The following is a 24538-nucleotide window of genomic DNA, read 5'->3' on the forward strand; positions in this document are numbered from 1 at the left end:
TTCGCATTCATGGAGATAGTTATGGCTCGTGTAAGACTGACCGCTCCCGGTTACTCAAGCTATACCGGCACGATCGGCAAAGTTTCTTTTGCCGCTGGCGTTTCGGCCGAAATCACCGAGGCCCAGGCTGACGTGGTTGGCGCGGCAATCGATTCCAACATTGTCGGTTCGAACGGCACGACCGTGATCCGCAAGGCTGGTCCGACCGTTCGCATGCACCTCAATCCGATTGTCGCGGTCGCCGAACCACCTGTTCGCCAAGCGTCGGCGCCGAGATTACCGTTCCGGCCGACCTCGGTGACGGCTTCTATTGCGCTCTGCGCCAGGGCGGGGAGGCGCAGATCGTAGTCAGCCCAGCCCCTGACGTAGTCGTCGAGGAGATCGATGATCGCCTGAGCTCCGCGAAACGTCTCGCCATACTTCATCTCGCCCGCTTTCCGAATGGCGATTTTCAGCTCACCGGAAGGACATCGGCCTGATGCGTCATTCCCTTCTTGCGCGCTTTGCTGGTTGCGACTTCGCGCGTCCGGGCGGTTCGCTCCCCATGCAGGTGGTTGGTTTTCGTGGCGAGTTGAATACGGTCGAAGGCGCCGCCGTCACCACGGCCAATCTGCGTCAGGTCGGTCGCTCGTATCAAATGATCGGCACGCAGGACGTGACCGAGCTTCGTGTGGCGTTTAACGGCTTCTTTGTGGAGGATGCGACCGTCGGCAATGGCCACACATGCGCCGAAGTTGATGCGTCGAACAGCTACTACATTCAGGCCGCGGTCGAATACAACGATGTCACCAAGCGCGTCACGTTCGAGGGTCAGAATGAAGGTCTCGTATTGGCCGGCGCGGAACTTTATGTTTCGGACCCACTTCTGCCGTCCGAGTTCGGTCTCGAAGTCTTCCCGGCTAATGCTAAGTTCTGGATTCGCACCGAGCGCCGTCTCGAGGTTGGTCAGAAGGGCTTGTTTCATCAGAACGCATTGAACAGTCCGGTGATCGCCGGCGAAGCTCACTATGTCGGTTCGGCTGGGTCGACCAGTCGCCTACTCGACACTGGCGGTCTTTCGACCGAGGGTGGCTGGTCGCAACAGTCTCACGTCTGGCTGCCTTATGCGGTGCTCGGGGTTCCTGCGGCTAAGATGTTCGCGGCTGCCGTGTTCGGCGGCTCGATTGAAAGCGGCGTGAATGACGGACGAGGCAATGGCCGTAACAATTCAGGCGGCTATATGCGCCGCGCGCTTGCGAATGTCGACGGTAACAAGGTCGCCGCGCGCATGCTCCTGGCAAGGTCAGGTGAGACGGCGAAGTCTTTCGTTAACAACTCGGCCAAACGCCGGCAGATGCTCGCTTATGTCAATCACGTTCTGTCCGGTCACGGTGGCGAAGACTACTCCGTCGGCGAGACTCTGGCGAATACCAAGGATCGATGGGCGCAGATCTGGCAGATGTGCAAGGCTGGCGCCGTGGTTCACCTCGAGCACTATGCACTGTCGCCCAAGACGGACTCGACCGACTGGCTGACGCTCGAAGGACAGACGCCGCGCGCGGGCTTTGAGGTTGGCGGTGCCTGGCGTGACGCGGGTAACGCCTGGTGCGCCGCCCAGGTTGGCGCTGACCTCAATCTCGACGGGTTTGTCGATTTGGGTTCCGACCAGACCGATCCGACCGCTCGCGATAAGTGGCGCGTGGATCTCGGCAAGCCGACCACCGACGGGACACACCCGGCAGCCGTGATGGCTGAGACGATGGCAGAGGTCAATTCGGTTCATATGGAATTGCTGCGAGCAGCCTACGAGGATTGATAATAAATCAATCTTGACTTACCATAAGGGCGGGCATTCCCGCCCTTTTTCTATTCAAGCACAAAGATTGGTGGTCGATGCACTATCTCAAAATCGTCTCGCGTGGCTGGCACGGCTATACAGGCCAGCTCAACATCATCTCCTTCAAGAATGGTGTCTCGACTGAGCCCGTTCCTCCGCGCATTGCCGATCGCATTGCAGCCTCCGTCCAGGTCGTCCAGTGCGACGCCGAGGGCAGGGAGGGCACCGATGCGATCAATGTTGGTCCGCAGCACCGCCTGCTTACCGAAGGCACCGTTCGCGCGGAGATCGCCGGCCCGCTCGCCGTTCAATCCGAAGCCGACAAGGTGATGGAAGCAAAGCTCGACGCCGCCCGCTCGCTGACTGCGCCGATTGAAAGCCTCTACACTCGCGACGATCTCGAGCGTGTGGCTGACGAGAGCGGCATCAAGGGTCTGCGCGACATCGCCGACAAGTGGACCGTCAAGGGCCGCGGCATTCCGGAGATCATCGAGAAGATCCTGACGGCCCAGGCAGCGTTCCTCCAGCTCCGCAACCAGAAGATCGAAAATGCTGGTGGTTCGGTTCTGAAGGCAACCACGCTCGCAACTGAGGCTGACCTCGAGGCCACCGCAGCCGCGGTTGTCGAAGAAGAGCTCGTTGCTCTCGGCTACGAGGGTTTGGTTCCCGAATACGCGATCGACGGCGTCATTGTTCCTTGCACCTCGCTCGTCGAGCAGGCGCTCAAGAACTCCGGCAAGTCGCTGACCGGCTGGAATGCGCTCAACGATCCCGAGCGAAAGCGGGCTATCGACGCCGAGGTTGAGGCTCTCGAGAAGCATTACGGCGCCAAGCTTGAGCCTGTTCTCGCTGAAGAGGCGCCAGCCTCCGAAGAGCAGGAAGCGCCGGTTGATCCGGTCGAAGACACGCCGGAATACGAAAAATGGTTCGCCGCGAAGGTCATGGAAGCCATTGAGGAATTTGACGGCGTTCTCCCGCACGAGGACGCAGTTGCCCTCATTCGTGCCCAGCTCGCCGCGGCAAAGGAAGCCTAAGCCATGATCAAGCTCTACCCTGAGAACTTCGACGTTGCGATCGATATCCTCTTCACCGACTCCGACGGAGCGGCGCTGACGGTCGGTCAGGTGAATGCGGTTATCTACGACGACGAGGACGAGAAGGTGATGGACTTCGGGTCAATCACCTTTGATCCCGCCGACGGGAAGGCCACGATCACGATTCCGGCGATGCTGAACGTTCTCAGGGCTGATGAGCAGTCGGCTGCGCGCACACTTCGCGTGGTTCTTTCGACAACGAATGGTCCGGTTCGCCGGACCATTACCTACATCATCGAGCGCGAGGTTCGTCTCGAGGTGATGAACAATACCTTCATGACGCTTGGGGCGGCTGAAGTGCTGGCGCGCGACAATCCGCGACTAACGGCCTGGGCCGCTGCAAGCGCCGACACAAAGACGGCCGCGCTCATCAACGCCTATAGCCACCTTGGCCGCGTCCAGCTTCGCTACACCAAGGAGCTTGCGCCTGACGCGACAATCGCCGAGGAGGTGATCATCCGACCTGGCGCCTGGCTCGAATATACCAAGGATGATTTCCTGGCGCTGCCGGCCGAGTTCCGCAAGGCAATTCGCACGGCCCAGCTCATCGAGGCGAACGAGATCCTGGCCGACAATCCGTATGAGAGTCGCCACCGCGCCGGCGTCATCTCCGAGACCGTCGGTGAAAGCTCTGTCATGCTTCGTGGTGGTCGCCTGGAGCTGGGCATCTGCCACGAAGCTCTGCGAGCGCTCACCGGCTATGTCTACTACCGGGTGGAGATCGGCCGCGCATGATCTGTAATCATCTGTCGGATCTCGCCGACCAGGCTGCCGCTCGCTACGCAATGTTCACAGATGGCCTTCGGGCCATCTATCGCAATGCGCTCAACAGCCAGGCGCTCGACGATACCGCGTCGGCTCAAGAAGCAGCCCAGCTCGCTCTGGCGTTCCTTCGAACCGAGAATGGCCTCATCAGCACCGCTGTTGAGGAAATCGCTGAGATTGCGCGCACAGCGACGCTTGAAGAAATTGCGAGCATCGATGCAGATAATCTGTCGGACGAAGCTCTCGAGCATCTGAGCGTATCGGGCAGCTATCTTTCAGACGAACTTCTCGCGCAAGCGTCACGCGACATTGCGACGATGCGAAAATCTATTCAGCGGGTGAAGCTCGAGGTCTCCCTGGCCGCGAACTCGTCCGGTCGATCCCGCAGAGCGGCCATGATCGAATATATGGTCGGCAACAAGGCTGATCTATCGTTCTTCTTCCACGACAAGGCGTCGCGCAAGTGGGAGTCGAAGCTCTTCGTGCGCTCGGTCTGGCGGCAGACGGTTCTATCGGTCTACAACGAGATCGTTCTCTTCACGCTGGCTGACCATGGCCTCGAGCGCGCAGTCGTCGCGCATCACTCGCCAGACGCGCAGCATGATGGTTTGGTCATCGCGCTCTCCTCGAGCACGGAGCTTCCGACCTATTCGGAGATCCGCGAAACGGTCTTTCACCCCAACGCAAACGCCTGGCTCAAGATGGAGGTTTCGCATGTTCGCGCCTAATCGAATGGGTGTCTACAAGCAGAAGACGGGGCGCAACCTCGATGGCGAAGAGACCTACGGCCCGGTGCTGCCTTTGCCGCTATCCGTTGTGCGCCTGGCTGCCAGCTCGGAGAAGACTTCCGTTCGTTCTGACAGCTCGGCCTCGCGCGGCCAGGCGGATCAGATGGTCGCCGAATCGAAGATCCTGACCGGGCAATTGCTTGGGGTGGATGACCTGATCGAGCTCGTCGGTATGACGTTGCGCGTCGTCGGTATTCACCCGCGCTTCACTGTCTCCGGTGCACTCGATCACTACGAGGTATCTCTGGAGCACGTCGCGGAATGATCAAGATGAAGGTCACAGGCATCACCGAGAACGCGCTGCGCCTGCGTAATATCGGAGCGCGCGTCCACGAGAACGCCCGTAAGACAATGCACGCGGCTGCAGATCGCATCGTTGATACCGCGAAGAAGATGGCGCCGGTCGAGAAGCACAATCTCGAGGAGGCGATCGTCAAGCAGGTTGGTTACGAAGGTTCACGCCGGCGCCTGGCGATCGACGTCGTGATTTTGCCCGAAATCAACGGCGTGCGGGTCGAGGACTACGCCGCCTACATGCATGAGGGTGACTACAATTTGGGTGAGGCATCCCAGGCGAAGAACGATAGTCAGGAAGAGCAGGTTGGCCCTGGCTTCCTGACGCGTGCAGCCGCGCAGGAAGAAGACAAGCTCAACGCCCGTATGATCGGGGTCATCACGGAGACAATCAAGTGATCTGGGATATCATCGTCAAGAAGATCGTGGACGCAGGCCTCGGCGTCTCCGGCGAAACTATCTATCGCTCGACCATACCGGCTGACGCCAAGGTCGCGATCGGCCTCTTTGAACCGCTCGACGGCATTCATGTAAACCCGAGCCTGCCGGATTTCTACAAGCCTGGCCTGAAGGTCATTGTTCGTCACAACAAGATTTCCGAGGGGCGCAAGCTCGCCAATGACCTGATGAAGCTGCTGACGGTGACAGCCGAGGAGATCTACGAGGCCAATGCTGAGCGGGGCAGGGTGCACCTGAAGGTCTTCTATCCGAAAGCTCTGCCGATTCAGTTTCCGTCTGCTGTTGGCAACCTTACGGAGTGGTCGATCAACTTTCAGACCGCTTTCACAATGAAGTCGATCTGAGGCCAAACTAAATCCTCTACGCAATGCTTCGTCGTTAGTCAATCATTATTGATTGACCGATGGTCGTTGCTGCCTGTATCATATGGTCAATCAATTTTGACTTAGTTCCGACGGCACCACGTAGAGGAGAAATCTCATGCCTTCGAATACCGAAAACGTGAAGCTGGGCGTCTGCACCGCCCTGTTCGACTCTGCCGACCTTGGTTTCACCAAGGGTGGTGTTGAGGTTGAAGTTCAGACCAACACCCACGAAGTGACTGTCGACCAGATGGGCGAGACCCCGATCGACGAAATCATCACCGGCCGCACGGTTCAGGTGACGATCCCGATGGCCGAAACCACGCTCGAGAACCTTGCGCGCGTTATGCCGGGCTCGACCCTCGTCACCGACGGCGCCAAGGCGACGGGCACGGTTGTCTTCTCGACTGCGGCTCCGGTCAACGGCGACAAGATCACCATCGACGGCCTCGACTTTACCTTCAAGACCGCACCGAGCGGTTCGCGTGACATGGCTATTCCGGCAACGATCGGTGCTGCCGCTATCGCGCTTGCCGCTGCTATCAACAACGCCAGCCTTGGCATCCTCGCGACGCCGAACGCTGCGACCGTCAACCTGGAAGCCTCCAACCGCGGTGTCTCCGGCAACGTCGCGATTACCAAGACCGTCGTCACCGCGGCGAACGTCACCGTCACCGGTATGGCCGGTGGTGTCGATGCTACGAAGGCGAAGGTCGTTGTCGAAACTGGCACCAACATCTCGCTCCTGAAGCTCGCCAAGAAGCTCGTTCTGCGCCCGAAGGGTGCTGTCGACGCCCGCGACGACTTCACGATCTTCAAGGCGATGACCTCCGGCGCTATCCAGTTCGCCTACCAGACGGACCAGGAGCGCATCTTTAACGTGGTCTTCAAGGGCTACGCTGACGCCTCGGGTCGTCTTTTTGCAGTCGGTGACGAGACCGCTGCCGCTTAATCTCTTGCTTTGCCCCGCAAAGTAAATCAAAATTGACTTACTGGATTTTCGTCCAGTAAGTCTTTTTCGTTTCAGAGGATCAACTCGCACCATGGCAAATCAGTCCACCACTTATCTCGACCTGGATTCCGTCGAGGCTGATATCGACTTCACCGTGAAGCTCAACGGCAAGGATCACAAGGTGAAGGAAAGCTCTGTGAGCGACTTCCTTGCCAACGTGCGCGCAATCGAAAGCCTGGCCGTCGGCGCGTCCGTCGAAAAGGAATACGAAGTCATCATCGGCATCATCCAGCGCGCGCTTCCGACCGTATCGGCGCAGGAACTCCAGGGGCTTCGCCTGACGCAGCTCCACAAGATCCGCGATTACGTCATGACTGCGAACGGCGAGAAGGCTGAAGAAGCCGCTCCTGGTGAAGGAGCTGCCGAAGGCAAGCCGGGAAAGGCTCCGAAGGCGAGCTGAAGTCTGTCGACTTCTTCCTCGTCTACGCGAGACTGATGAAGGTCTTTCGCTTTCGGGAGAAAGACCTTCTCAAAATGCCGATCAAGAAGTTCTGGGCCTTCAATTCGGTCTGCGAGCGTCTTCAGGCAGCCGACGACCGGCGAATGCTTCACCTGTTGGGCGCTGTGACCAATCAGGAGAGCTTCACCAAGCTTAACGAGCACCTCACCGAACGAGCCGGCGAGATCTACGTCTTCCAACCTGTCGCGCGGACCCTTGTGGTCGACGACCCAGCCACACCAGATCCGGGGCTCGACCGGGAAGGTCTGGAGTCACTGAGAGCGCACATCATGCGCAACGGCAAGTAAATCAATACTGATTTAGTGAGGAATGAATGACGGCGATTAAGGTTGAACTGGAACTGGTGGATGGCTCGTTCACGACGCGCATGATGCACGCCGGCGAGACGCTGCAGCAGTTTAACCGCAACGTTGCTCGCTCCTCGCCCGCCCTGCGCAAGATGGCCGCTGATGGTCAGATGGTCGTCACGTCGATGTCGAAGGCGTCGGAAGCAAGCCAGGGCTTCCTCTCGACCCTTCGCGACGTCTCGATCGTCACCACGGCCGTCTCAATCGGCTTCAACAAGATCATCAATATTCAGGACACCTGGGTTGGCGCGGTTATTCGCACCAATGCCGAGTTCGAACGTCTGACGCACATGCTGCGCTCGATGTCCTCGGCAGCAGATCCCGTCACTGACGCGGCCGACCAGGTCAAGTATCTCGTCGACATGGCGCGCGAAGCGCCGTTTCAGCTCGACAACCTCACGGCATCTTTCACCAAGCTGAAAGCGACCGGCACTGACCCGATGAAGGGCTCGCTGCAGTCGCTCGTCGATGGCGTCTCGGCCTTCGGTGGTAACGGTGAGGCTCTGGAGCGCACCATTCTGGGTATCTCCCAGGCGTCCGGTAAGGGCGTCATCCAGATGGAAGAGATGAGGCAGCAGATCTCCGAATCCATGCCGCAGGCAATGGGTCTGATGGCCGCATCGATGGGCGTGTCGATCGCAACCCTCGTCGATCATATCGCTACCGGTCGCATGGCAGCAAAGCCCTCGCTCGAAGCCTTCTACCAGGAGCTCGATCGCTCCTTCGGCGGTTCGGCTGTTCGCATGATGCAGACCTTCTCCGGTCAGCTCTCGCGCGCCAAGACGGAACTTCAGCAGTTCGCCCGCATCATCGGTGACGTCGATCTGAAGACCGGCGATGCTAATGAGGGTGGCTTCTTCCATACCGTCGCCGAACAGCTTCGCGACTTCAACGACCTGCTGGCGTCTTCGGGCGGTCAGGTTTTCGCCAAGGAAGTCGGTCAGACACTTTCCTCGATCGCTCGAGGTTTGCAGTGGGCTGTCGAAAAGGCAATCGAGTTCCGCGCTGCGATCGGCAATCTGGCTGAGTTTGCCGCCTTCGTTGCGATTGGCAAGGTCGGGATCTCGCTCCTCGGCTCGCTGAAGACCGGCTATGCCTCGCTCAGCATCGCCCTCAACATGCTCGGCATGAACTTTGCCAAGGCCAACGCCGCAGCTCTGCTTCACCAGCGCGCACTCCAGAATACCTCGACCTCTGTCGCCAGTCTCGATCGCTTGGCGCGAGTCCAGGCTACGCGCGCATTGCAGGGCATGGTTGGCGCCATGACGGCTGTTGCACCTGCTGCCGCTATCGTCGGCCTGGCCGTATATGAGATTGCCGATGCCTTCGATATCTTCGGCAGCCGCGGTAAGGAAGCGATCGCGACCCTGCGCGAGTTCGGTGACGTTGCGCGTGACCAGCTCGGCAACGCTCAGAAGGACGTTGCGCGCCGGAAGGCCGATCTCACCAAGGATCTACAGACGATCAATCGTGCCGTGAAGAACAGCCTGTTCCTCGGTAGCGACGAGAGCAAGGCTAACCAGCGCTCGGCTCTGCGCAGCCAGCTCGAGGAAGAATACGACGTAGCCCAGCGCCAGGCGCAGATCCGCAAGGACGAGGAGCTCCTCAAGCAGGCCGAGATTAAAGCGATCGAAGACGACGCCAAGAAGGCGACGGATTTCGCCCTGCGCGAGCTTGACCGGCGTGAAGCGGCCGAGCAGCGCGCTTACCGCGATCGCCAGGCTGCCATTCAGAAGGAAATGGATGAGCGCATCGCTGCTGAATCCAAGGCCGGCCGCAGCATTGATCAGCTCGAAAAGGAGCGCACAGAGCGTCTCGCTGAGAACGCCCGCAATCTCTACGAGACGCAGCGCAAGCTCATCCAGGGTGCGCTCGATGACGTCTGGGCGAAGAACAAGAGCGATGGCCCGATGCAGCTTGCTGACCAGCTCAAGATCGACGAGCTGACGAAGAAGCTGGATGAGCTGCGCCAGAAACGCGAGGCGCTCAATATCACCGGCGAGCTTCCCTCGATCGGCGCATCCTCGACCACGGAGAGAGATCTCGAGAAGCTGGAGAAGCTCTTCGGCAAGACGCAGGACGAGGTTCACGGCCTGGAAGACAAGCTGGGTGGCGCCAATGACGAGCTGGGTGAGTTTCTCGCCAAGTTCGCGCGTGGTGCCTATGGCGACACGTCTGTCACCCAGGTGCGCGAACTCGGCGAAGAAATCGCCAATCTGATCCTGAAGAAGGCTGCCCTCGAGGAGATGAACGAGGGCGCCGAGGATCTCCAAAGCGATATCGAAAACGCGCGGATCAAGCTCATCGAAAAGCGCATGGAGCTCGAGCAGAAGGCGCTCGGTCGCGAGCTGACCGAGGGCGAAAAGATCCGCATGAAGATTGAGCAGGGCGGCTACAAGGGTCTGGGTCCAAACTCGCCCGCACTCGCAGCTCTCCAGGAGTCTGTTCGCGGTATGACCATGCAGGGCCGCGTCACGGATGCCGTCGGCGTGTCGATGGACAAGGCCTTTGGTCAGCAGACGATCGGCAAGATCACCACGATGAATGACGTGCTGCGCGAGACGATGGGTATCGTCTCTGGCATCGGCACCTCGCTCAACGGTCTTTCGTTCGATAGCCTGAGCATGATGAACAGCCCGTTCGGTGGAGGAGCTCCGCGGATCACTGCGTTCTCCGGCTCGATGCTTGATTTGATCGCCAAGGGGGAGTCGGGCGGCAACTACAATGCCACGCTTGATAACGGCGCATGGACGGGTGGCTCGCAGAACCTCGTCGGCATGTCGCTAAAGCAGGTCCGCGACCTTCAGCGCATGATGCTCGCAAACCCGGCAAACCGCGCCAAGTATGGTGACGGCAAGGGCTCGTCTGCGCTCGGCAAGTATCAGATCGTCGGTCAGACGCTCGAGGGTCTCATTCGTGAAATGGGTCTGTCGGGCGATGAGCTGTTCGACGAGAAGATGCAGGACGCCATGGCCTCGCATCTGCTTAACCGTCGTCTGACGTCGGGCGAGGGACTGGCCGGTCTGCGCAAGGAGTGGACATCGCTTGCGAACGTATCTGACGGCGCGATCAACCAGGCGCTTTCCAACGCAAGCCGCGGCCCGACGGTCGAGAAGGCTGCTGGCTTCGAGATGCCGCGCGTCAACCTCAAGCAGCCTTTCGACATCAACAATCCATTTGCCGGCCCGTCCGTCGTCGATACCAATCAGGTCTACGGCGAGGCGAATGCTTTCCTTGAGAAGCGCAACCAGCTCATCGAAGCCGGCGTTGCCGCGACGACAGAGCTGACCGACGAGGAAAATCGGCTTACCGCGGCGCAGAAGGCTCAGGCTGCCGACGACCAGAAGACCGAGATGGTTCGCAAGATCGAAGAGGCAAAGGAGAGTCTCGACGGTCTCGATAAGAACTACCGCGCCGTTTCCAAGCTGATCGCCAAGGGTGATTTCGGCGACAAGAACATGAATAGCGAGAAGAACAAGGAGCTTCTCCGGATCGCCCGCGAGCTCGACGAGGCTGAGAACAAGCGTGCCGATCGCAAGGAAGCCGCTGGCAACGTCGAAGGCGCCGAAGTTCGCATCAAGGAGCAGGAGCTTCAGCTTCAGCGCCAGATCAACGAGTTGAAGGCGAAGGCGAAAGATCCAAATGTCCGGCTTGAAAGCTCCGGCCTGGTGCAGATGCGCGAGGACATGGACAAATACGTCCGCGACCTCGAGACCGTCTATGGCAAGGACTCCGAGCAGTATCGCGCCGGCATTGAGAAGAAGCGCCAGGCGCTTGCCATGTTCGGTCAGACCGAGCTTCTGCAGGACGTCGCTAACTCCAACAGCCGGACCCGCGAGCTTCAGCGCGGGCTGATGAGCGAGAGCGCGGCTCGCCAGGCTGCGATGAACCAGGAGCTCGCCGAAGTCGACGCCAAGATGGCCTACTACAAGCAGGCCGGTCTGCTGGACGTCGAGGCGACGCGCCAGTTCGAGGCTGAAAAGGCACAGATCCGCAAGCAGTATGCCGCGCAGGATCCAATGTCGAAGCAGATGCGAGAATGGTCTGATCTCCAGGGCAATCTGCAGAAGCAGTCTACGCAGTGGATGGACACGCTCGCAGGCGGCATCACGGATCTCATCATGGGGACGGGCGACTGGAAGCAGGCGCTTCAGTCGATCGCGCGTGACATCATCAATACGTGGGTCAAGAAGATCATGAGCGGCTTCATGGGGCCGAAGCAGACCGTAGGGGCTGCCCCCGCCGCAAAGCAGGGTAAGGGCGCCAGCAGTCTGTTGACGAAGGGCAAGGGTGTTGCCGTGGGTTCGGCACACACCGGCGCCATTCTCGGCCGCGGCGTCCACCAGACCCGCATGGTCAATCCGTCGGTCTTCAAGAATGCCAAGAAGTATCACTCTGGTGCAAATCAGATCGGTGGTCAGCGCCTTCTGCCGGGTGAAATCCCGATCATCGCCAAAAAGGACGAAGGTATCTTCACCAAGGAGCAAATGGGCGCAATTGGCGCGCAGATGAACAGCGGAGGTCAGGTGAACCAAGTCTCGATCAACGCTCCGGTTACGGTCAATGCAAGCGGTGGCACGCCCGAGCAGAACACGGATCTCGCAAAGCAGATCAGCTCGCAGATCGAGGGCACGATGCGTGGCGTAGTGGTCGATGAGCTTTCCAGGCAGATGCGTCCTGGAAATCTCCTCAGTGCAGGAAAGGGTAGGTAATGGCACTTCCGACGTTCGAGCCTCCGGTCCAGCCGTCGCCTGGCACCGGTCGCAAGACCAAATTCAACCTTCTGAAGGCCGAGTTCGGCGAGGGATACACTCAGGTCACACGCGCCGGCATCAACCATCGCCGGCGCGAGTTGACGCTCGTCTGGGAGGTTCTGATCGATGATCAGGCCTGGGCTATCTCCGACTTCCTCGAGCAGAGAGGAGGCGACCGCGCCTTCTACTACACCCCGCCGCGCGAGAGCGTGCCCGTCAAGTGGACTTGCGAGGAGTTCGACGACACCGTGAACAACGATGGCACGCGAAAGATCGCAGCGACCTTTGTGCAGTCGTGGACGCACGAGGTATAATTCAAACGTTGTCAGTCAATCAATATTGATTTACCATATGGCTTCATTTCAGGAGCATTATGGTTACGATCTACCAGACGGCGCAGAGCCTCACCCCAGGTGAATACGTCTCGCTCTTTCGACTCGACGCAACGTCGGTCGGGGGCGGGATTTTTTACTTTGTGCAGGGTCGCGTCGAAGGTGGTGCCGTCGTCCATGATGGTATCGAGTATCAGCCGTGCGACGTTGAGTTCGAGGGCTTCGAGGTCTCCGGTCAGGGCGCTCTACCGACGCCGGTCATTCGTATTGCCAATTCCGACGGTCTGATCCAGTCCGCGCTCAATACCTATGGAGATCTTCTGGGTTGCGAGCTTCGGCGCGTTCGCACCTTCCGGCAGCATCTCGACGACGGCGATGATCCCGATCCGAGCGCCATCTTCGGACCTGACGTCTTCAAGATTGACCGCAAGACCTCGGAGAACTCCGTCTTCGTCGAGTGGGAGCTTTCGGCTGCCATCGATCAGGAAGGCAAGAAGCTGCCGGGTCGCCAGGTGATCCGCGACACCTGCCTGTTCCGCTACCGGGCATTCAACCGCAACTCGGGCACCTTCGATTATTCCAAGGCGCTCTGCCCGTATGGCGGCAGTCAGTATTTCGACAAGCAGGATCGCCCGACCACGATCGACAAGGATCAGCCGTCGCGCTCGGTCAACTGCTGCAAGGTTCGCTTCGGCGAGGCCAATCCGCTGCCGTTTGGCGGCTTCCCAGGTGTTGGAAGGGTTCGAGGATGATTTTCACCGACGCTGTTGTCAGCGCCGCGCAGGCGCACGCGCGTGAAGCTTACCCGCAGGAGAGCTGCGGCATTGTCGTGGGCGGGCAATACATGCGCTGCCGCAACATCGCCGAAGATCCGACGCAGGACTTCGCGATTCATCCGGCTGACTACAAGAACGCGATCCGCACCGGCAAGATGCAGGCGATCGTGCACTCGCACCCGAATGGTCCGCTCTATCCGTCCAAGATGGACATGATCGGCCAGATGAAATCGGACCTGCCCTGGGCGATCATTCCGGTCGACGAGGACCGCCTTGGTAAGCCGATCATCTGGGGTGACGACAATATTCCGCCGTTGCTTGGTCGTGAGTTCGTTTCAGGAGTGACCGATTGTTTCGCGCTCATCCGCGATGTCTTTCGGTTGGGGCGGGAAGGGTGTGCGCTTCAGGGCGTCGAGTGGCCGCACGCGCCGCACCTGATCTCCGAACAGCCGCGCGATCCCGAGTGGTTCAAGCAGGGTGAAGATCTCTACATCGACGGCATGGCCGGCGAAGGTTTCACCGAGGTTGCGACGTCCGACGTCCGACCGGGCGACGTGTTCCTTCTCAAGTGGCACTCCGACAAGTTCAATCACGGTGGCGTGCTGCTGACGCAGGACACGATCGCTCAGCATTTCCCTGGACGTCTGTCTCGGCGCGAACCTGCGGGTCTGTGGGCTCGCCAGGCCGAAATGTGGATCCGCTATACGGGAAAAGCCGATGCGTAAGATCTACCTGCACGGCGAACTGGGTAAGCGCTTCGGATACGAGATCGAGCTGGAAGTTGAGACGGCTGCCGAAGCTGTTCGCGCGCTCTGCGTCAACTTCAAGGGCTTCGAGCAGGTTATGCGCACCGGCGAATTTCACGTCGTGCGTGGCGATGACATCGACAAGGGGCGCGATCTCGACCTTGAGCTCTGCACTACCTACCGGCTCGGCCGCGCGCCGCTGCACATCGCTCCGCATGTCGCCGGTTCCAAGCGCGGTGGCCTGCTCAAGATCGTTCTTGGCGTGGCGCTCGTTGGCGCTGCCTTCCTGTTCTCGGGTGGTGCGCTCGCAACCCCGATCATGAGTGGCGCCCTGGGCGGCGCGACCTACGGCAACATGGCGATGCTCGGTGTAGCCCTCGCGGTCGCCGGCGTCAGCCAGATGCTCTCACCCGAAGAGAAGAAGGAGGAGAAGGAGGACAGCTTCCTGCTCTCCGGTCCTGGCAGCACCTACGAGCAGGGCGGGGCTCTGCCGCTTGTCTACGGCGAAGTGATTACGGGCGGCGTCGTCGCCTCGATCGGCATCGATATCGAACAGCTTGGGAACTAAGGCATGATGATTGACGGCGACGAGCTTGTTCGCGGCTCCAAGGGCGGTGGCAAGGGTAAAGGTGGTGGTAGCGGTTCGAACGCAAGCAATACGCTGCGCTCGAAGGCGCGCGCCCGCTGGGTCGAGATCGTCTCTGAAGGTCCGTGCGTCGGTCTCGTCGCTGACGGCGTGGCGCTCACCGATGCTGAAGCAGGCCGCGGCGTCTATTTCGAGCAGACGCCCGTCAAGAATGAGACCGGCGTTGAGAACTTCAAGAACGTTCTCATCACGCAGCGCAAGGGCTATCCCGACCAGGAACACCTGACCGGATTTCCGCAGGTTGAAACGCCATTCCAGGTCGACACGCAGGTCAAATACAGCACCGGCCCCGTTCTTCGCACTATCAACGAAGAGAACGCCGATGCCGTGCGCGTTGTCGTTCGACTGCCGTCACTCGTTCGTCAGGACGAAAAGAGCGGCAAGCTGAAGACGACCTCGGTCTCCTATGAAATTGAGGTGCGCGGTCATCAGGGCGAGTGGCAGTCCGCGCACGTTGAGCACCTGGTCAATCAGAAGACGACCTCGGCCGTGCAGCGCGCTCACCGGATCGAACTGCCGCTCGGTGGTTGCCCCTGGGATCTGCGTGTTCGCCGCCTGTCGCCTGACAGCACTGAAGATACGGTTGCGAACGACACCTATTTCGAGAGCTACACGGTTCTCGTCGAGGGTAAGTTCACCTATCCGCACACTGCGCTGGTCGCCATGGAAGTCAACGCCGAGGATATGGGTCAGTCCATCCCGGCGCGTAACTATCGCTACCGCGGCTTGATCATCTCGGTTCCGAAGAACTACGATCCGATCGCTCGCACCTATAACGGCCCTTGGGACGGCACTTTCAAGCAGGCGTGGACCAATAACCCGGCCTGGATCTTTTACGACCTTCTGACCAACGATCGCTATGGTTTGGGCGAGTTTGTCTCGGCGCAGATCGTCGACAAGTGGTCGCTCTACGCGATTGCCCAGTATTGCGATCAGCAGGTCAAGACGGGCTTCAAGAACTTCACGACCGGCGCTGACCTCTATGAGCCCCGCTACACCTTCAACGGCGTTCTGCGGTCGCGTGAGGATGCCTGGCGCGTGCTTCAGCAGATCTCGACGGCATGGCGCGGCATGGCCTACTGGTCGCTCGGCCAGGTCTTTGCGACTGCCGACATGCCGGAGGATCCGGTTAAGCTGTTCTCGCCGGCAAACGTCCTCGGTGCCGAGTTCAACTATTCGGGAACCTCGCAGAAGGCGCGCCACACGGTCGCGCTCGTGACCTACAACAATCCCGACGACTTCTATCGCTCCGACATCGAGCCGGTCGTCAACGACGAGGGGCTTCAGCGCTGGGGCTGGCGTGAGAAGGCTGTGCAGCTTCAGGGCTGCACCTCGCGTGCGCTCGCGCATCGCTACGGCAAGTGGATCCTCGATGTCGAGCAGAACGAGACCGAGACGGTTGATTTCGCGACCTCCTGGGACGCGACCGACGTTCGACCGGGTAACATCATTGCGATCGCCGATCCTGCAAAGGCGCAGGTGCGCATCGGTGGTCGTCTGAAGGCTGCCGAGGAAACTCAGCTCTGGCTCGATGGTCCCTTCAAGCCTACGCTCGGCGCGACCTACCAGATCTACGTCACCCTGCCGAACGGCGAGGTGAAGCTGTGCAACATCGCCTCCTTCGCAAATGAGATCTTCGAGGAAGGTGAGAGCGTCGGTTACGACCGCATTGTTCTCGCCCAGCCGCTCGACGATCTACCGCTGGTCAACTCGATGTGGATCATGCGCGGCACGGACGTGCAACCGCGCCAATACCGCGTGCTGACCATCAAGGAAGACAGCAAGAACACCTTTAAAATCACAGCGCTATTCCACGACCCGAACAAATACGCTCGCGTCGAGGATATGCGCACGCTCCAGCCGATCCAGTATACGCGCCCGAAGAATGAAAGCCTGCCGGTCGAAAATCTGCGCGTCGACGAAGTCAGCTACATCGAGAACGGTCTCCCGAAGTCGACGCTCACGCTGTCCTGGACGAACCCGCGCGATTTCCTGACCAAGGAATACGAAGTCGCGATGCTGTCGGAATCGACCGGCTATAACATCGTCGGCACGACCAAGAACAACTCGATCGACATCACCGAACTGCCGACCGGCGATTACACTTTCTACGTCTACGCGATCAGCCACTCGTCGATGCGCTCACAGCCGGCGACGATCGTCTATGAGATTGCCGGCTGGGCGATCGCTGCCGGCCCGACGGTCTCCGACCTCAAACTCGAGGGCTCGGAAAACGGCATTCACTTCTCCGGCAAGGTCGCTAACGTCACCTGGCAGAACAACTTCGCCGAAAGCACCGCGCAGAGCGCGACCGGCTCGTCCGTTGCGAACGTCCGCAGCCCGTTCTACGCCTTCAACACTGTGAAGGTCTGGGATGTGACCTCGGGCAAGCTCCTGCGCACCCAGAAGGTCGAGACGACCAACTACGGCTATACGCTGGAGATGAATGCGGCTGATGCGAAGCTTGCGGGACTGACCGGTCCTACCCGCACGCTGCGCTTCGACGTAACGGTTACGGACACGCTTCAGCGACAGAGCAACCCGGCGACGATCACTGTCTCCAACCCGGTTCCGGCTGTCTTCAATCCCGCCTTCTTCGTCGCGGTGAAGAATATTCACCTGTCCTGGCCGGCTCAGGTAGATGACGATTTCGCAGGCGTTCTGGTCTGGGTCGAGAAGAACGACACCTTCGACCCCTACACGACCGCGCCGCGCTATGATGGTAGGGGTGGCTCCTTCGTCTTTCCTGGCGAGGAGCTGACGACTTACTTTATCCGTGTTGCGGCCTATGACGCCTTCGGCAAGACCGGCCTGAATATCTCGCCGCCCTTGCAGGTCGCCACCGAGCTTGAATTTGACATGACCCCGCCTGGGGTGCCGACCGGCCTTGCCGCGACCTCGGTCGTTGCAAACGGCATCGCGCGCGTTACGGTCACTTGGGATGCCAATACCGAAGAAGACATGGCTGCCTATGACCTGCAGATTAAGCAGGGCTCGGGCAACTACGTCAGCTTCCCGGTCGCAAACGGCCCGTTCGAGTTCGACGGTATTCCGGCTGTCACATATAAGATCAAGATCCGCGCCCGCGACCGCAACACCAATGTGTCGAACTACTCCGCAGAGATCATGCATGTCGCAGCGAAGGACACGACGCCGCCTGCTGCGCCGACCGACTTCACAGTCACTCCCGGCCTGACCTCGCTGTGGCTGTCGTGGGTCAATCCGACCGACGCTGACCTGGCGATCATCGAGATCCTTGAGGGCACGACGAACGTCTCGGCCGATGCCGTTGTTATCGCAAACTCGATCGGCACGAGCTTCCCGCGCACTGGCCTCGCGCACAACACGACGCGCTACTACTGGCTGCGTGCGGTCGATACGTCTGGCAACAAGTCTGGCCTGACTGCGGTCTCGTCTGCCCAGACCGCAGTCATGCCTGATCCGAAGCGCATGACCATTGTTGGTCTGACGCTGACGCCGAACTCGCCGTCCGCAAACAAGGTCGCCTGGACGAGCTTCGACGTTTCTGTTGGTTCACAGCTCTCTGGCACGACGACCAAGACTGTCGTGGCCGGCAATGCAACTTGGACCGCTGGCTCGCTCTACCTCTACTACGTCGAGGGTGAGACGACGCTGCGCACCACGACCTCGATCTCGGCGATCTTTACGGTAGGCGGCTTCCCGGTCGGCGTTTATCGCGGTGGAACCGACGTGCAGATGGCCGATGGCAAGGTCATGCAGGATGGTAACAACATTCTGGCCGGCACCATCGGCGCTCAGCAGCTCGTTGCTAACGACGCGATCATCACTGGCTCTGTCCAGATTGGCGACGCCGTTATCACCTCGGCGAAGATCCTGTCGCTTTCCGCCGACAAGCTCCAGGCCAATACGACGATCTCCAACTCGATCATCGTCGGTGGTGGAGACACGCTCGGCACGGTTCGCGACCGCGCGTCGAACCCGGCTGCCCGCATCAACGCCGCTTCCACGCTGATTGATCCTGGCCGCGTCCGGATCTCCAACAATGGCACGATTGCCAACTGGGCGATGGGCGGTGACTCGACCGAGATCAACGGTGGTGCGATCGCTGCAAACACCCTTGCCGCGAATGCCGCGATCATCGGTATGCGCAATATCTCGCTCGATGGCGTGCAGTTCGAACACAACGCGCCGGCCCTGAACCGCGCGAGCTGGACGGCCGGCACCATCAGCTACGTCAACGACGCCGGCACGCCTACGACGCGATCGATCGCTGCTGGTTCGACGGGCGTCTGGTCGTCCGGCACCATGTATGTCTACTGGGTGAAGGACGCGACCTCACTCTCGGTTACGACCAACGTTGCGACTGCGTTCGCATCCAACTGCATCGTGCTTGCCACCTACCGCGGTGGTGACACGATGAACGCGACCTATGGTCGGACGGTCATTGACGGTGGCAATGTTAAAGTTGACAGCCTGACTGGCGACCGCCTGAAATTCAACCAGCTCAACGGCAACCACCTGCAGGCGAACTCCATCGCGAGTGTTCACGTCCAAACGCAGGCGATCGAAAGTATTCACGTCAAGGCAAAGGCAATCAACGGTGAGCATATTACCGCTGACAGGATCGATGCGCGCGTGCTCGTTCAAGACGGCTCGTTGATCACGGATCTGATCGCCAACAACGCCGTTACTCAGGGCGCGGGTATGTATGGCGGGGGCGCTATTGGCCTTTCGGTCCCCAGCGTGGATTATAGCATCGGAACCATCTCCGTTTACAACCCGACCGGTGCTCCGATCATCTTTAATGCCGACGTTATCGCGACGTGCTCTGCCAGGTCGACAAACGACGGTGGATCTGTCGGGATCGACCTCATTGTTGATGCGAGGCGAAACGGCGCAACGTTGCGCAGTCAGTCGGTTGGGGCGAACTCGTCGAGCAACACCACCTACACTGGAACTGACAAGTTCCTTCTGAGCTTCTACGACAGTGCTCCTGGCGCCGGAACGATCACCTACGAACTCATGGCTCGCATTGGCCACAGCGGCGGTAACGGAACGCGCTCGGCAAACTGCAGGGAGCGTTTTATGTCGGCCCTCTTGATTAAGAAGTGAACCAATGAGCGAAGAACAAATCGACCCGCAAATGACTGTAAATTTCACCATCTTTGATCCTGTAACGGGCAGGATTGACCGAACCGGCTTCTGTGTCTTCGCAGACGTGGAGCTTCAGAAGAGGCAGGGCGAGGGGTTGATTTTGGGCAGCGCCGACGACGTGACTCAGTATGTCCTCGATGACGTGATCACCGATCGACCTGCATTCTCAATCTCCAAGACGCAGATTGCAGCCGACGATGTGGATGAGGCGGTCATGCATGGCCTGCCGGACCCTGTTGTCGTTAAAATCGATGATGTGGAGCATGAGGTGGCGGGAGGCTCGATCTCGATCAGCTCGCCCATGCCGGCGACCTACCGCATCGAGATCGACCACTGGCCTTATTTACCCTTCAACGCGGAGATTGTTGCATCGTGAAGCTCTCTATTGCCAAGGATCTGACACCTATCCGCGATGTGGCCTATCGAACCATTGATGCGTTCGCCGGCGTTAGTCGATCGAGCTACATCACGGTCGCTCCCGGTCAGGAGATGGTCTACACCCAGAAGGAGAAGGAGGCCGAGATGATCACGGCCGATCCTTCGATCTCCCCAAGCCTGGTGCCGCACCTGGCAGCCGAAGCCATCATGAATGGCGTCAATCTGCTCGACCAGGCTGCAATCGTTTTGTCGCTGGCTCACGGCTGGCGTCAGGTCTCCGTTCTGATCGAAACCACACGGCTCGACATTAAGGCGAGGGTAGGGGTGGCAACCACGCCTGCCGCAATCGACGCCCTCGTCGGTGAGGCCAGAACGACACTATCGGCACTTAGCGCAGCCTGATCGGTTGCCAGGGGATTTCGCCGCGTCTATAATGGTAAATCAATATTGACTTACCATGTTCGCGCTCGGGATCCACTGTCATGGCCGCTATGCCCTCCTTTAAAGTGAACGGTGCGACGATCAGCTTCGTCGCGGGAATGATCGGTCTTGCGACTGTTGGTTGGAATGCTGTCGCCTACTTCAAGGGCATCGAGCAGAAGAACCAGGAACAGGACATTCGTCTCGATCGCACCGACGAGGACCGCAAGGCCACTAAGGAGCTGACGCAGAAGACCGGCGAGTTGAAAGAGGCCGTGGTCAAGCTGACGACGGTTATCGAAACGAATGGGGTCACCAAGCGCGCCGATTACATCGTGCCGAATATCCCGCGACAGACCACAGAAGAGGTGCAGTAAATGAAGCTGCACCGCGACTGGAAGAAGATTCTCAAGAACTCCTGGAACGTCCGGATTATCGCCGCTGCCGCGATCCTGTCCGGCATCGAGGCGTTCATTCCCTTTCTGCCCGCCCTGATCAGCGTGCCTCCGATTGTGATGGCGCTACTGACCCCGCTCACTCTGATGGCCGCTCTCGTTGCGCGCCTCATCGCTCAGAAGACCATCTCTGGAGATCAAGATGAAGACCAGGCTTCGTAACGTTGTCGCAGGTGCCACGGCACTAACCGCGGCCGGCGCCATGTCCGTGCAAACCGTCGGTGGGTTCGAGGGTCTGGTGCTCTACGCCTATCAGGACGTCGTGGGCATCTGGACTGCCTGCTACGGTGAGACCAAGGGTATCAAGCCCGGCATGCGCTTCTCGAAAGAGACCTGCAACAACATGCTGATCGATAGCCTGATCGAGCATGAGCAGGGCATGCGTAGATGCATGAAGGCGCCCGACAGTCTTTCTGACAAGGTCTACGTCTCGCAGCTCTCGCTCGCCTACAACGTAGGCGTTGGCGCCTACTGCAAATCCACGATGCTGAAGAAGCTCAATGCCGGCGATATCCGCGGCGCATGCGGTGAGTTTGGCAAGTGGGTGAAGGCCGGTGGTCGGACCATCAAGGGTCTCGTGACGCGCCGTGCGGCTGAAACCAAGCTTTGCCTGGCGGGTGTCTGATGCTGAAGGCGCTCATCTCCCCTTACCTCGGTTGGATCTATGGCGCGGTCGCCGTTGCGGCCGTCGCTGGAGCAATCTTCACCTACCACGCCATCTACGAACGCGGCTGGGACGCGCGTGGGGTCGTCGCAGAACAGGAAAAAGAGGCGATGCGTCAGGCCAATGACCGCGCCATCGCCGCTGCTGAGAAAGGTCTGCGCGAGGATATCGCCGGCCTGGTCCTCGAAAAGAAACGTCTGGAGAATGAAAATGCCCGTCTCGATGCTGAAGCCGATCAAGATTCTGACGCTGGTGCTTGTGGCCTCAACCGCAACAGCGTGCAGCGTCTTAACGCCGTCCGTTAAGGCTAAGATTGAGCTGCCGGCGCTGCCGATCGAGGTCAAAGACTGCGACCGCCCGGTTCTCATTCCCGATCGTCGTATTGCCCAGGCTGAAACCGAGAAGCTTTGGCGCCGGGACCGCGCCGCTTTGAAAGCGTGCGACGATCAGAACGGGATCCTCGTCGAGTATTATGACGATCTCCGGGAGAGTTTGGCTGCGACCGGAAAGTAATCCGGTCCGTCTCTCATCTATGTATCTTTTACACTAATAGAGAATATACATACTATGAATGAAGCAGGACCGGAAAAGACGCTTTCTTCTGAAGATCAGGCTTTCATCAGGGTCTACAACGATCCGGCGACTTATCCGTTCCTTGCTGACGTCGCCTATGAACTCAAGCTTTCATACCAAACTGTTCGGAACAAAGCCGCGATCATGCGCGGTCGAAAGCGCGCCGGCGAGAACGTTCCGGAGCTGATCTCGCGCGTTGGCGTCCGTAGTCCTTCCCAGCAGAAGGAGCCGGTCGATCCGATGATCCACGCCAATGCACGCGCAAATCTCCTGCGTGAGCAACTGCATGGTCTGCTTACATCGTCTCGCTATCCGGTGATCAACCCTGAAGCGCTCGTAGTCGAGGGCACGCTCAAGGAGCGCTACGACCGCACCTCTGGCGATCGCGAGAAGACCGAAGGTATCCCGCGCACCTGGCTGACCGATATCCTCAAGGTTGAAAGCGTCATCGACCCGCGCGGTCGCAAGTTCATACTGACCGGCGCACAGAACGACTGCCCGATTGACGGCGACTTCTGGCAGAACCTTCAGGCCTACGCGCACTTCCTCGATGCCGATATCATCGTCGGGCCTGGCACCTATGAAACGCAGTGGTGGGCTGAGAACAACCCGGCTGTGCGCGCCTATGCGCCCGAGATTGAGGAGTTCCTCTGCTTCGGCCAAATGGAGCTCGGCGACAACTTCGTCTTCGCCGGCGAGATGAACATGCTGCCGACGGCCAATCGACCGATCGGCGATCTCACGACCTACTCGCGCGGCAAGTGGACCGTGTTTCCGCACGCGAAGATCCAGCTCAAGTCCGTTCCGACGCTCGATCCCTCGAAGCAAGCGCACCAGGTCATGACGACCGGCATGGTCACGCGTCCGAAGATCATTCCGCGCAAGGCCGGCATCAAGGCGCTCAGTCATCACAAGGTCGGCGCGGTGATCGTCGAGTTCAATCAGGCCGGCGATCCTTTCTGTCGTCACCTATTGGCCGATACCGACGGCTCCTTCTATGACCTCGAGTTCTTCGTCAAAGATGGCGTGGTTGATATCGATGATGAGAGCGTCGATGTGGTCGTTCTTGGCGATCTGCACAACGACAAGGCGGATCAGAGAAACTATGCTGCCACCTTCCGGCGCTCTGACAGCCTGGTGAAGACCCTTAATCCGAAGCGTGTTCTCGTCCACGACGTCTTCGATAACTACCGGCGCAACCATCACAACGTCCACGACAACGCTATGAGCTACGAAGTGGCTGTGCGTGACCGAGAAAGTGTCGCTGAAGAGGTGCTGGGAGTCGCACAGTTGCTCGCTGAGCTGCGTTCGACCACCAGCGTGACTGTCGTTGAGTCAAACCACGACATCGCTCTGGAGCGCTACGTGCGTGAAGGGCGCTATCGCAACGACGGTATCAATATTCGCTTTGGCCTTCAGCTCGAGGACGCCTACCTCGCCTGGCGCGAGGAGGTGGCTCAGGATCTCGACGCCGGCCGCAGCCCGCGCTCCTTCTCCCTTCTCCAGCATGCCGTCAATCTTGTTGCTGACAAGCACGGCGTCGATGTTTCAGAAGTGGATTGGGTGCACGACGGTCAGAGCTACGTGATCAACGGCGTTGAATGCGGCCATCACGGCTTCCGTGGCGCCAATGGTGCTCGAGGAACGGTCGCAGGCTACGCGGCGCTTGGCCGGCCAATGAACATCGGCGACAAACATTCGTCTGAGATCCTGGATGAGGTCTACGTCTCCGGCGTGAAGAACCTGCGCCAGGGATACAACAAGGGCCCGTCCGGCTGGACCGTGACCGATACGGTTCAATACAAGAACGGCAAACGCACCCTCGTTACCTACCAGAATGGGGAATGGCGGGGCTAGTCGGTCAATCAATATTGATTTACAATTGCGCCTAAGTTCTCGCTTGGGAGTAATAGATGCTGCAGAAGTTCAAGGGTCAGGTTATTACAGCCGGCTACGACTGGGCGATCCAGTTGGGTTTCGACAAATCGCCGATCACCTTTCCGGCCAATGCGACCTTCACTGCGCATGTGAGGCGTGACCCTAACGCTGAGGATATTCTGGCGACGCTCACCACGGCGAACGGCAGCATCACGCGTATCTCCGAAAAGATCCTGCAACTGCGCCTGCCTGGCTCGATGAGCATCGGCTGGCCCGAGCGAACGGCTTACATCGACATGGTGCGCACAGATAGCGGCCTGAAGCAGCACCTCGGCTTCATGCTGACCGTCCCTGTCCGTCGCGCGATCACGCGGGGTATCTAA

25 protein-coding genes are annotated in these 24538 nt (G+C 59.4%); all 25 read left to right on the forward strand.

The window, feature by feature from the left end; translation table 11 throughout:
* Window positions 1–21: 21 nt before the first annotated feature.
* The 25 genes from BC363_RS34445 to BC363_RS15775 all read left to right on the forward strand — a co-directional run bounded on the left by BC363_RS34445 (window position 22) and on the right by BC363_RS15775 (window position 24538).
* On the forward strand, window positions 22–348 hold the full coding sequence (locus tag BC363_RS34445) for a hypothetical protein (protein ID WP_141690332.1): 327 nt from the start codon (window positions 22–24) through the stop codon (window positions 346–348).
* A gap of 130 nt (window positions 349–478) precedes the next feature.
* Window positions 479–1795 carry a hypothetical protein gene (locus BC363_RS15660; RefSeq protein ID WP_065784017.1) on the forward strand — a complete coding sequence of 439 codons (1317 nt, stop codon included), beginning with the start codon at window positions 479–481 and terminating at the stop codon, window positions 1793–1795.
* Window positions 1796–1872: 77 nt separating this feature from the next.
* Complete coding sequence (locus BC363_RS15665; protein ID WP_065784016.1) at window positions 1873–2850, forward strand: hypothetical protein; 978 nt, start codon at window positions 1873–1875, stop codon at window positions 2848–2850.
* 3 nt (window positions 2851–2853) lie between these two features.
* Window positions 2854–3645 carry a hypothetical protein gene (locus BC363_RS15670; protein WP_065784014.1) on the forward strand — a complete coding sequence of 264 codons (792 nt, stop codon included), beginning with the start codon at window positions 2854–2856 and terminating at the stop codon, window positions 3643–3645.
* Window positions 3642–4403 carry a hypothetical protein gene (locus tag BC363_RS15675; RefSeq protein ID WP_065784012.1) on the forward strand — a complete coding sequence of 254 codons (762 nt, stop codon included), beginning with the start codon at window positions 3642–3644 and terminating at the stop codon, window positions 4401–4403. The genes BC363_RS15670 and BC363_RS15675 overlap by 4 nt, the downstream gene beginning before the upstream one ends.
* On the forward strand, window positions 4390–4728 hold the full coding sequence (locus BC363_RS15680) for a hypothetical protein (protein ID WP_141690333.1): 339 nt from the start codon (window positions 4390–4392) through the stop codon (window positions 4726–4728). Before BC363_RS15675 ends, BC363_RS15680 begins: the two co-directional genes overlap by 14 nt.
* The gene (locus tag BC363_RS15685) at window positions 4725–5156 is read left to right on the forward strand and encodes an HK97 gp10 family phage protein (RefSeq protein WP_065784008.1); all 432 of its coding nucleotides are present in this window, start codon (window positions 4725–4727) and stop codon (window positions 5154–5156) included. The genes BC363_RS15680 and BC363_RS15685 overlap by 4 nt, the downstream gene beginning before the upstream one ends.
* Window positions 5153–5560, forward strand: a complete 408-nt coding sequence (locus tag BC363_RS15690) for a minor capsid protein (protein WP_065784006.1) — start codon at window positions 5153–5155, stop codon at window positions 5558–5560. The genes BC363_RS15685 and BC363_RS15690 overlap by 4 nt, the downstream gene beginning before the upstream one ends.
* Window positions 5561–5696: 136 nt before the next feature.
* Complete coding sequence (locus BC363_RS15695) at window positions 5697–6530, forward strand: hypothetical protein (RefSeq protein WP_065784004.1); 834 nt, start codon at window positions 5697–5699, stop codon at window positions 6528–6530.
* Between the two features lie 91 nt (window positions 6531–6621).
* Window positions 6622–6990, forward strand: coding sequence for a hypothetical protein (locus tag BC363_RS15700; RefSeq protein WP_065784002.1), 369 nt, complete (start codon window positions 6622–6624; stop codon window positions 6988–6990).
* A 74-nt stretch (window positions 6991–7064) separates the two neighbouring features.
* Window positions 7065–7337, forward strand: coding sequence for a hypothetical protein (locus BC363_RS15705; RefSeq protein WP_141690334.1), 273 nt, complete (start codon window positions 7065–7067; stop codon window positions 7335–7337).
* 26 nt (window positions 7338–7363) lie between these two features.
* Complete coding sequence (locus BC363_RS15710) at window positions 7364–12109, forward strand: tape measure protein (protein ID WP_065783985.1); 4746 nt, start codon at window positions 7364–7366, stop codon at window positions 12107–12109.
* A complete protein-coding gene (locus BC363_RS15715) occupies window positions 12109–12465 on the forward strand; it encodes a phage tail protein (RefSeq protein WP_065783983.1) in 357 nt (118 codons plus the stop codon). Before BC363_RS15710 ends, BC363_RS15715 begins: the two co-directional genes overlap by 1 nt.
* Before the next feature lie 59 nt (window positions 12466–12524).
* Window positions 12525–13235 carry a phage minor tail protein L gene (locus BC363_RS15720; protein WP_065783981.1) on the forward strand — a complete coding sequence of 237 codons (711 nt, stop codon included), beginning with the start codon at window positions 12525–12527 and terminating at the stop codon, window positions 13233–13235.
* The gene (locus tag BC363_RS15725) at window positions 13232–13984 is read left to right on the forward strand and encodes a C40 family peptidase (protein WP_065783979.1); all 753 of its coding nucleotides are present in this window, start codon (window positions 13232–13234) and stop codon (window positions 13982–13984) included. Before BC363_RS15720 ends, BC363_RS15725 begins: the two co-directional genes overlap by 4 nt.
* Window positions 13977–14573: a tail assembly protein gene (locus BC363_RS15730; protein ID WP_065783977.1), complete on the forward strand. Its 597-nt coding sequence runs from the start codon at window positions 13977–13979 to the stop codon at window positions 14571–14573. Before BC363_RS15725 ends, BC363_RS15730 begins: the two co-directional genes overlap by 8 nt.
* 3 nt (window positions 14574–14576) lie before the next feature.
* Window positions 14577–19745 carry a phage tail protein gene (locus BC363_RS15735; RefSeq protein WP_065783975.1) on the forward strand — a complete coding sequence of 1723 codons (5169 nt, stop codon included), beginning with the start codon at window positions 14577–14579 and terminating at the stop codon, window positions 19743–19745.
* Window positions 19746–19749: 4 nt separating this feature from the next.
* Window positions 19750–20163 (forward strand): hypothetical protein, encoded by a 414-nt coding sequence (locus BC363_RS15740; protein WP_065783973.1) that lies wholly within the window; start codon window positions 19750–19752, stop codon window positions 20161–20163.
* Window positions 20160–20567: a hypothetical protein gene (locus BC363_RS15745; RefSeq protein ID WP_065783971.1), complete on the forward strand. Its 408-nt coding sequence runs from the start codon at window positions 20160–20162 to the stop codon at window positions 20565–20567. The genes BC363_RS15740 and BC363_RS15745 overlap by 4 nt, the downstream gene beginning before the upstream one ends.
* A gap of 80 nt (window positions 20568–20647) precedes the next feature.
* On the forward strand, window positions 20648–20962 hold the full coding sequence (locus BC363_RS15750) for a hypothetical protein (RefSeq protein ID WP_065783969.1): 315 nt from the start codon (window positions 20648–20650) through the stop codon (window positions 20960–20962).
* On the forward strand, window positions 20963–21202 hold the full coding sequence (locus BC363_RS15755) for a hypothetical protein (RefSeq protein WP_065783967.1): 240 nt from the start codon (window positions 20963–20965) through the stop codon (window positions 21200–21202). It abuts the gene before it with no gap.
* A complete protein-coding gene (locus BC363_RS15760) occupies window positions 21183–21665 on the forward strand; it encodes a lysozyme (protein ID WP_065783965.1) in 483 nt (160 codons plus the stop codon). Before BC363_RS15755 ends, BC363_RS15760 begins: the two co-directional genes overlap by 20 nt.
* Window positions 21665–22009, forward strand: a complete 345-nt coding sequence (locus BC363_RS15765) for a hypothetical protein (protein ID WP_065783964.1) — start codon at window positions 21665–21667, stop codon at window positions 22007–22009. Before BC363_RS15760 ends, BC363_RS15765 begins: the two co-directional genes overlap by 1 nt.
* Before the next feature lie 262 nt (window positions 22010–22271).
* Window positions 22272–24134, forward strand: coding sequence for a hypothetical protein (locus tag BC363_RS15770; protein WP_065783962.1), 1863 nt, complete (start codon window positions 22272–22274; stop codon window positions 24132–24134).
* A gap of 56 nt (window positions 24135–24190) precedes the next feature.
* Window positions 24191–24538, forward strand: coding sequence for a hypothetical protein (locus tag BC363_RS15775; RefSeq protein WP_065783960.1), 348 nt, complete (start codon window positions 24191–24193; stop codon window positions 24536–24538).

Origin of the sequence: Ensifer sp. LC384 (genome assembly GCF_001695865.1) — a bacterium.
In the GTDB taxonomy this organism is placed as follows: domain Bacteria; phylum Pseudomonadota; class Alphaproteobacteria; order Rhizobiales; family Rhizobiaceae; genus Ensifer.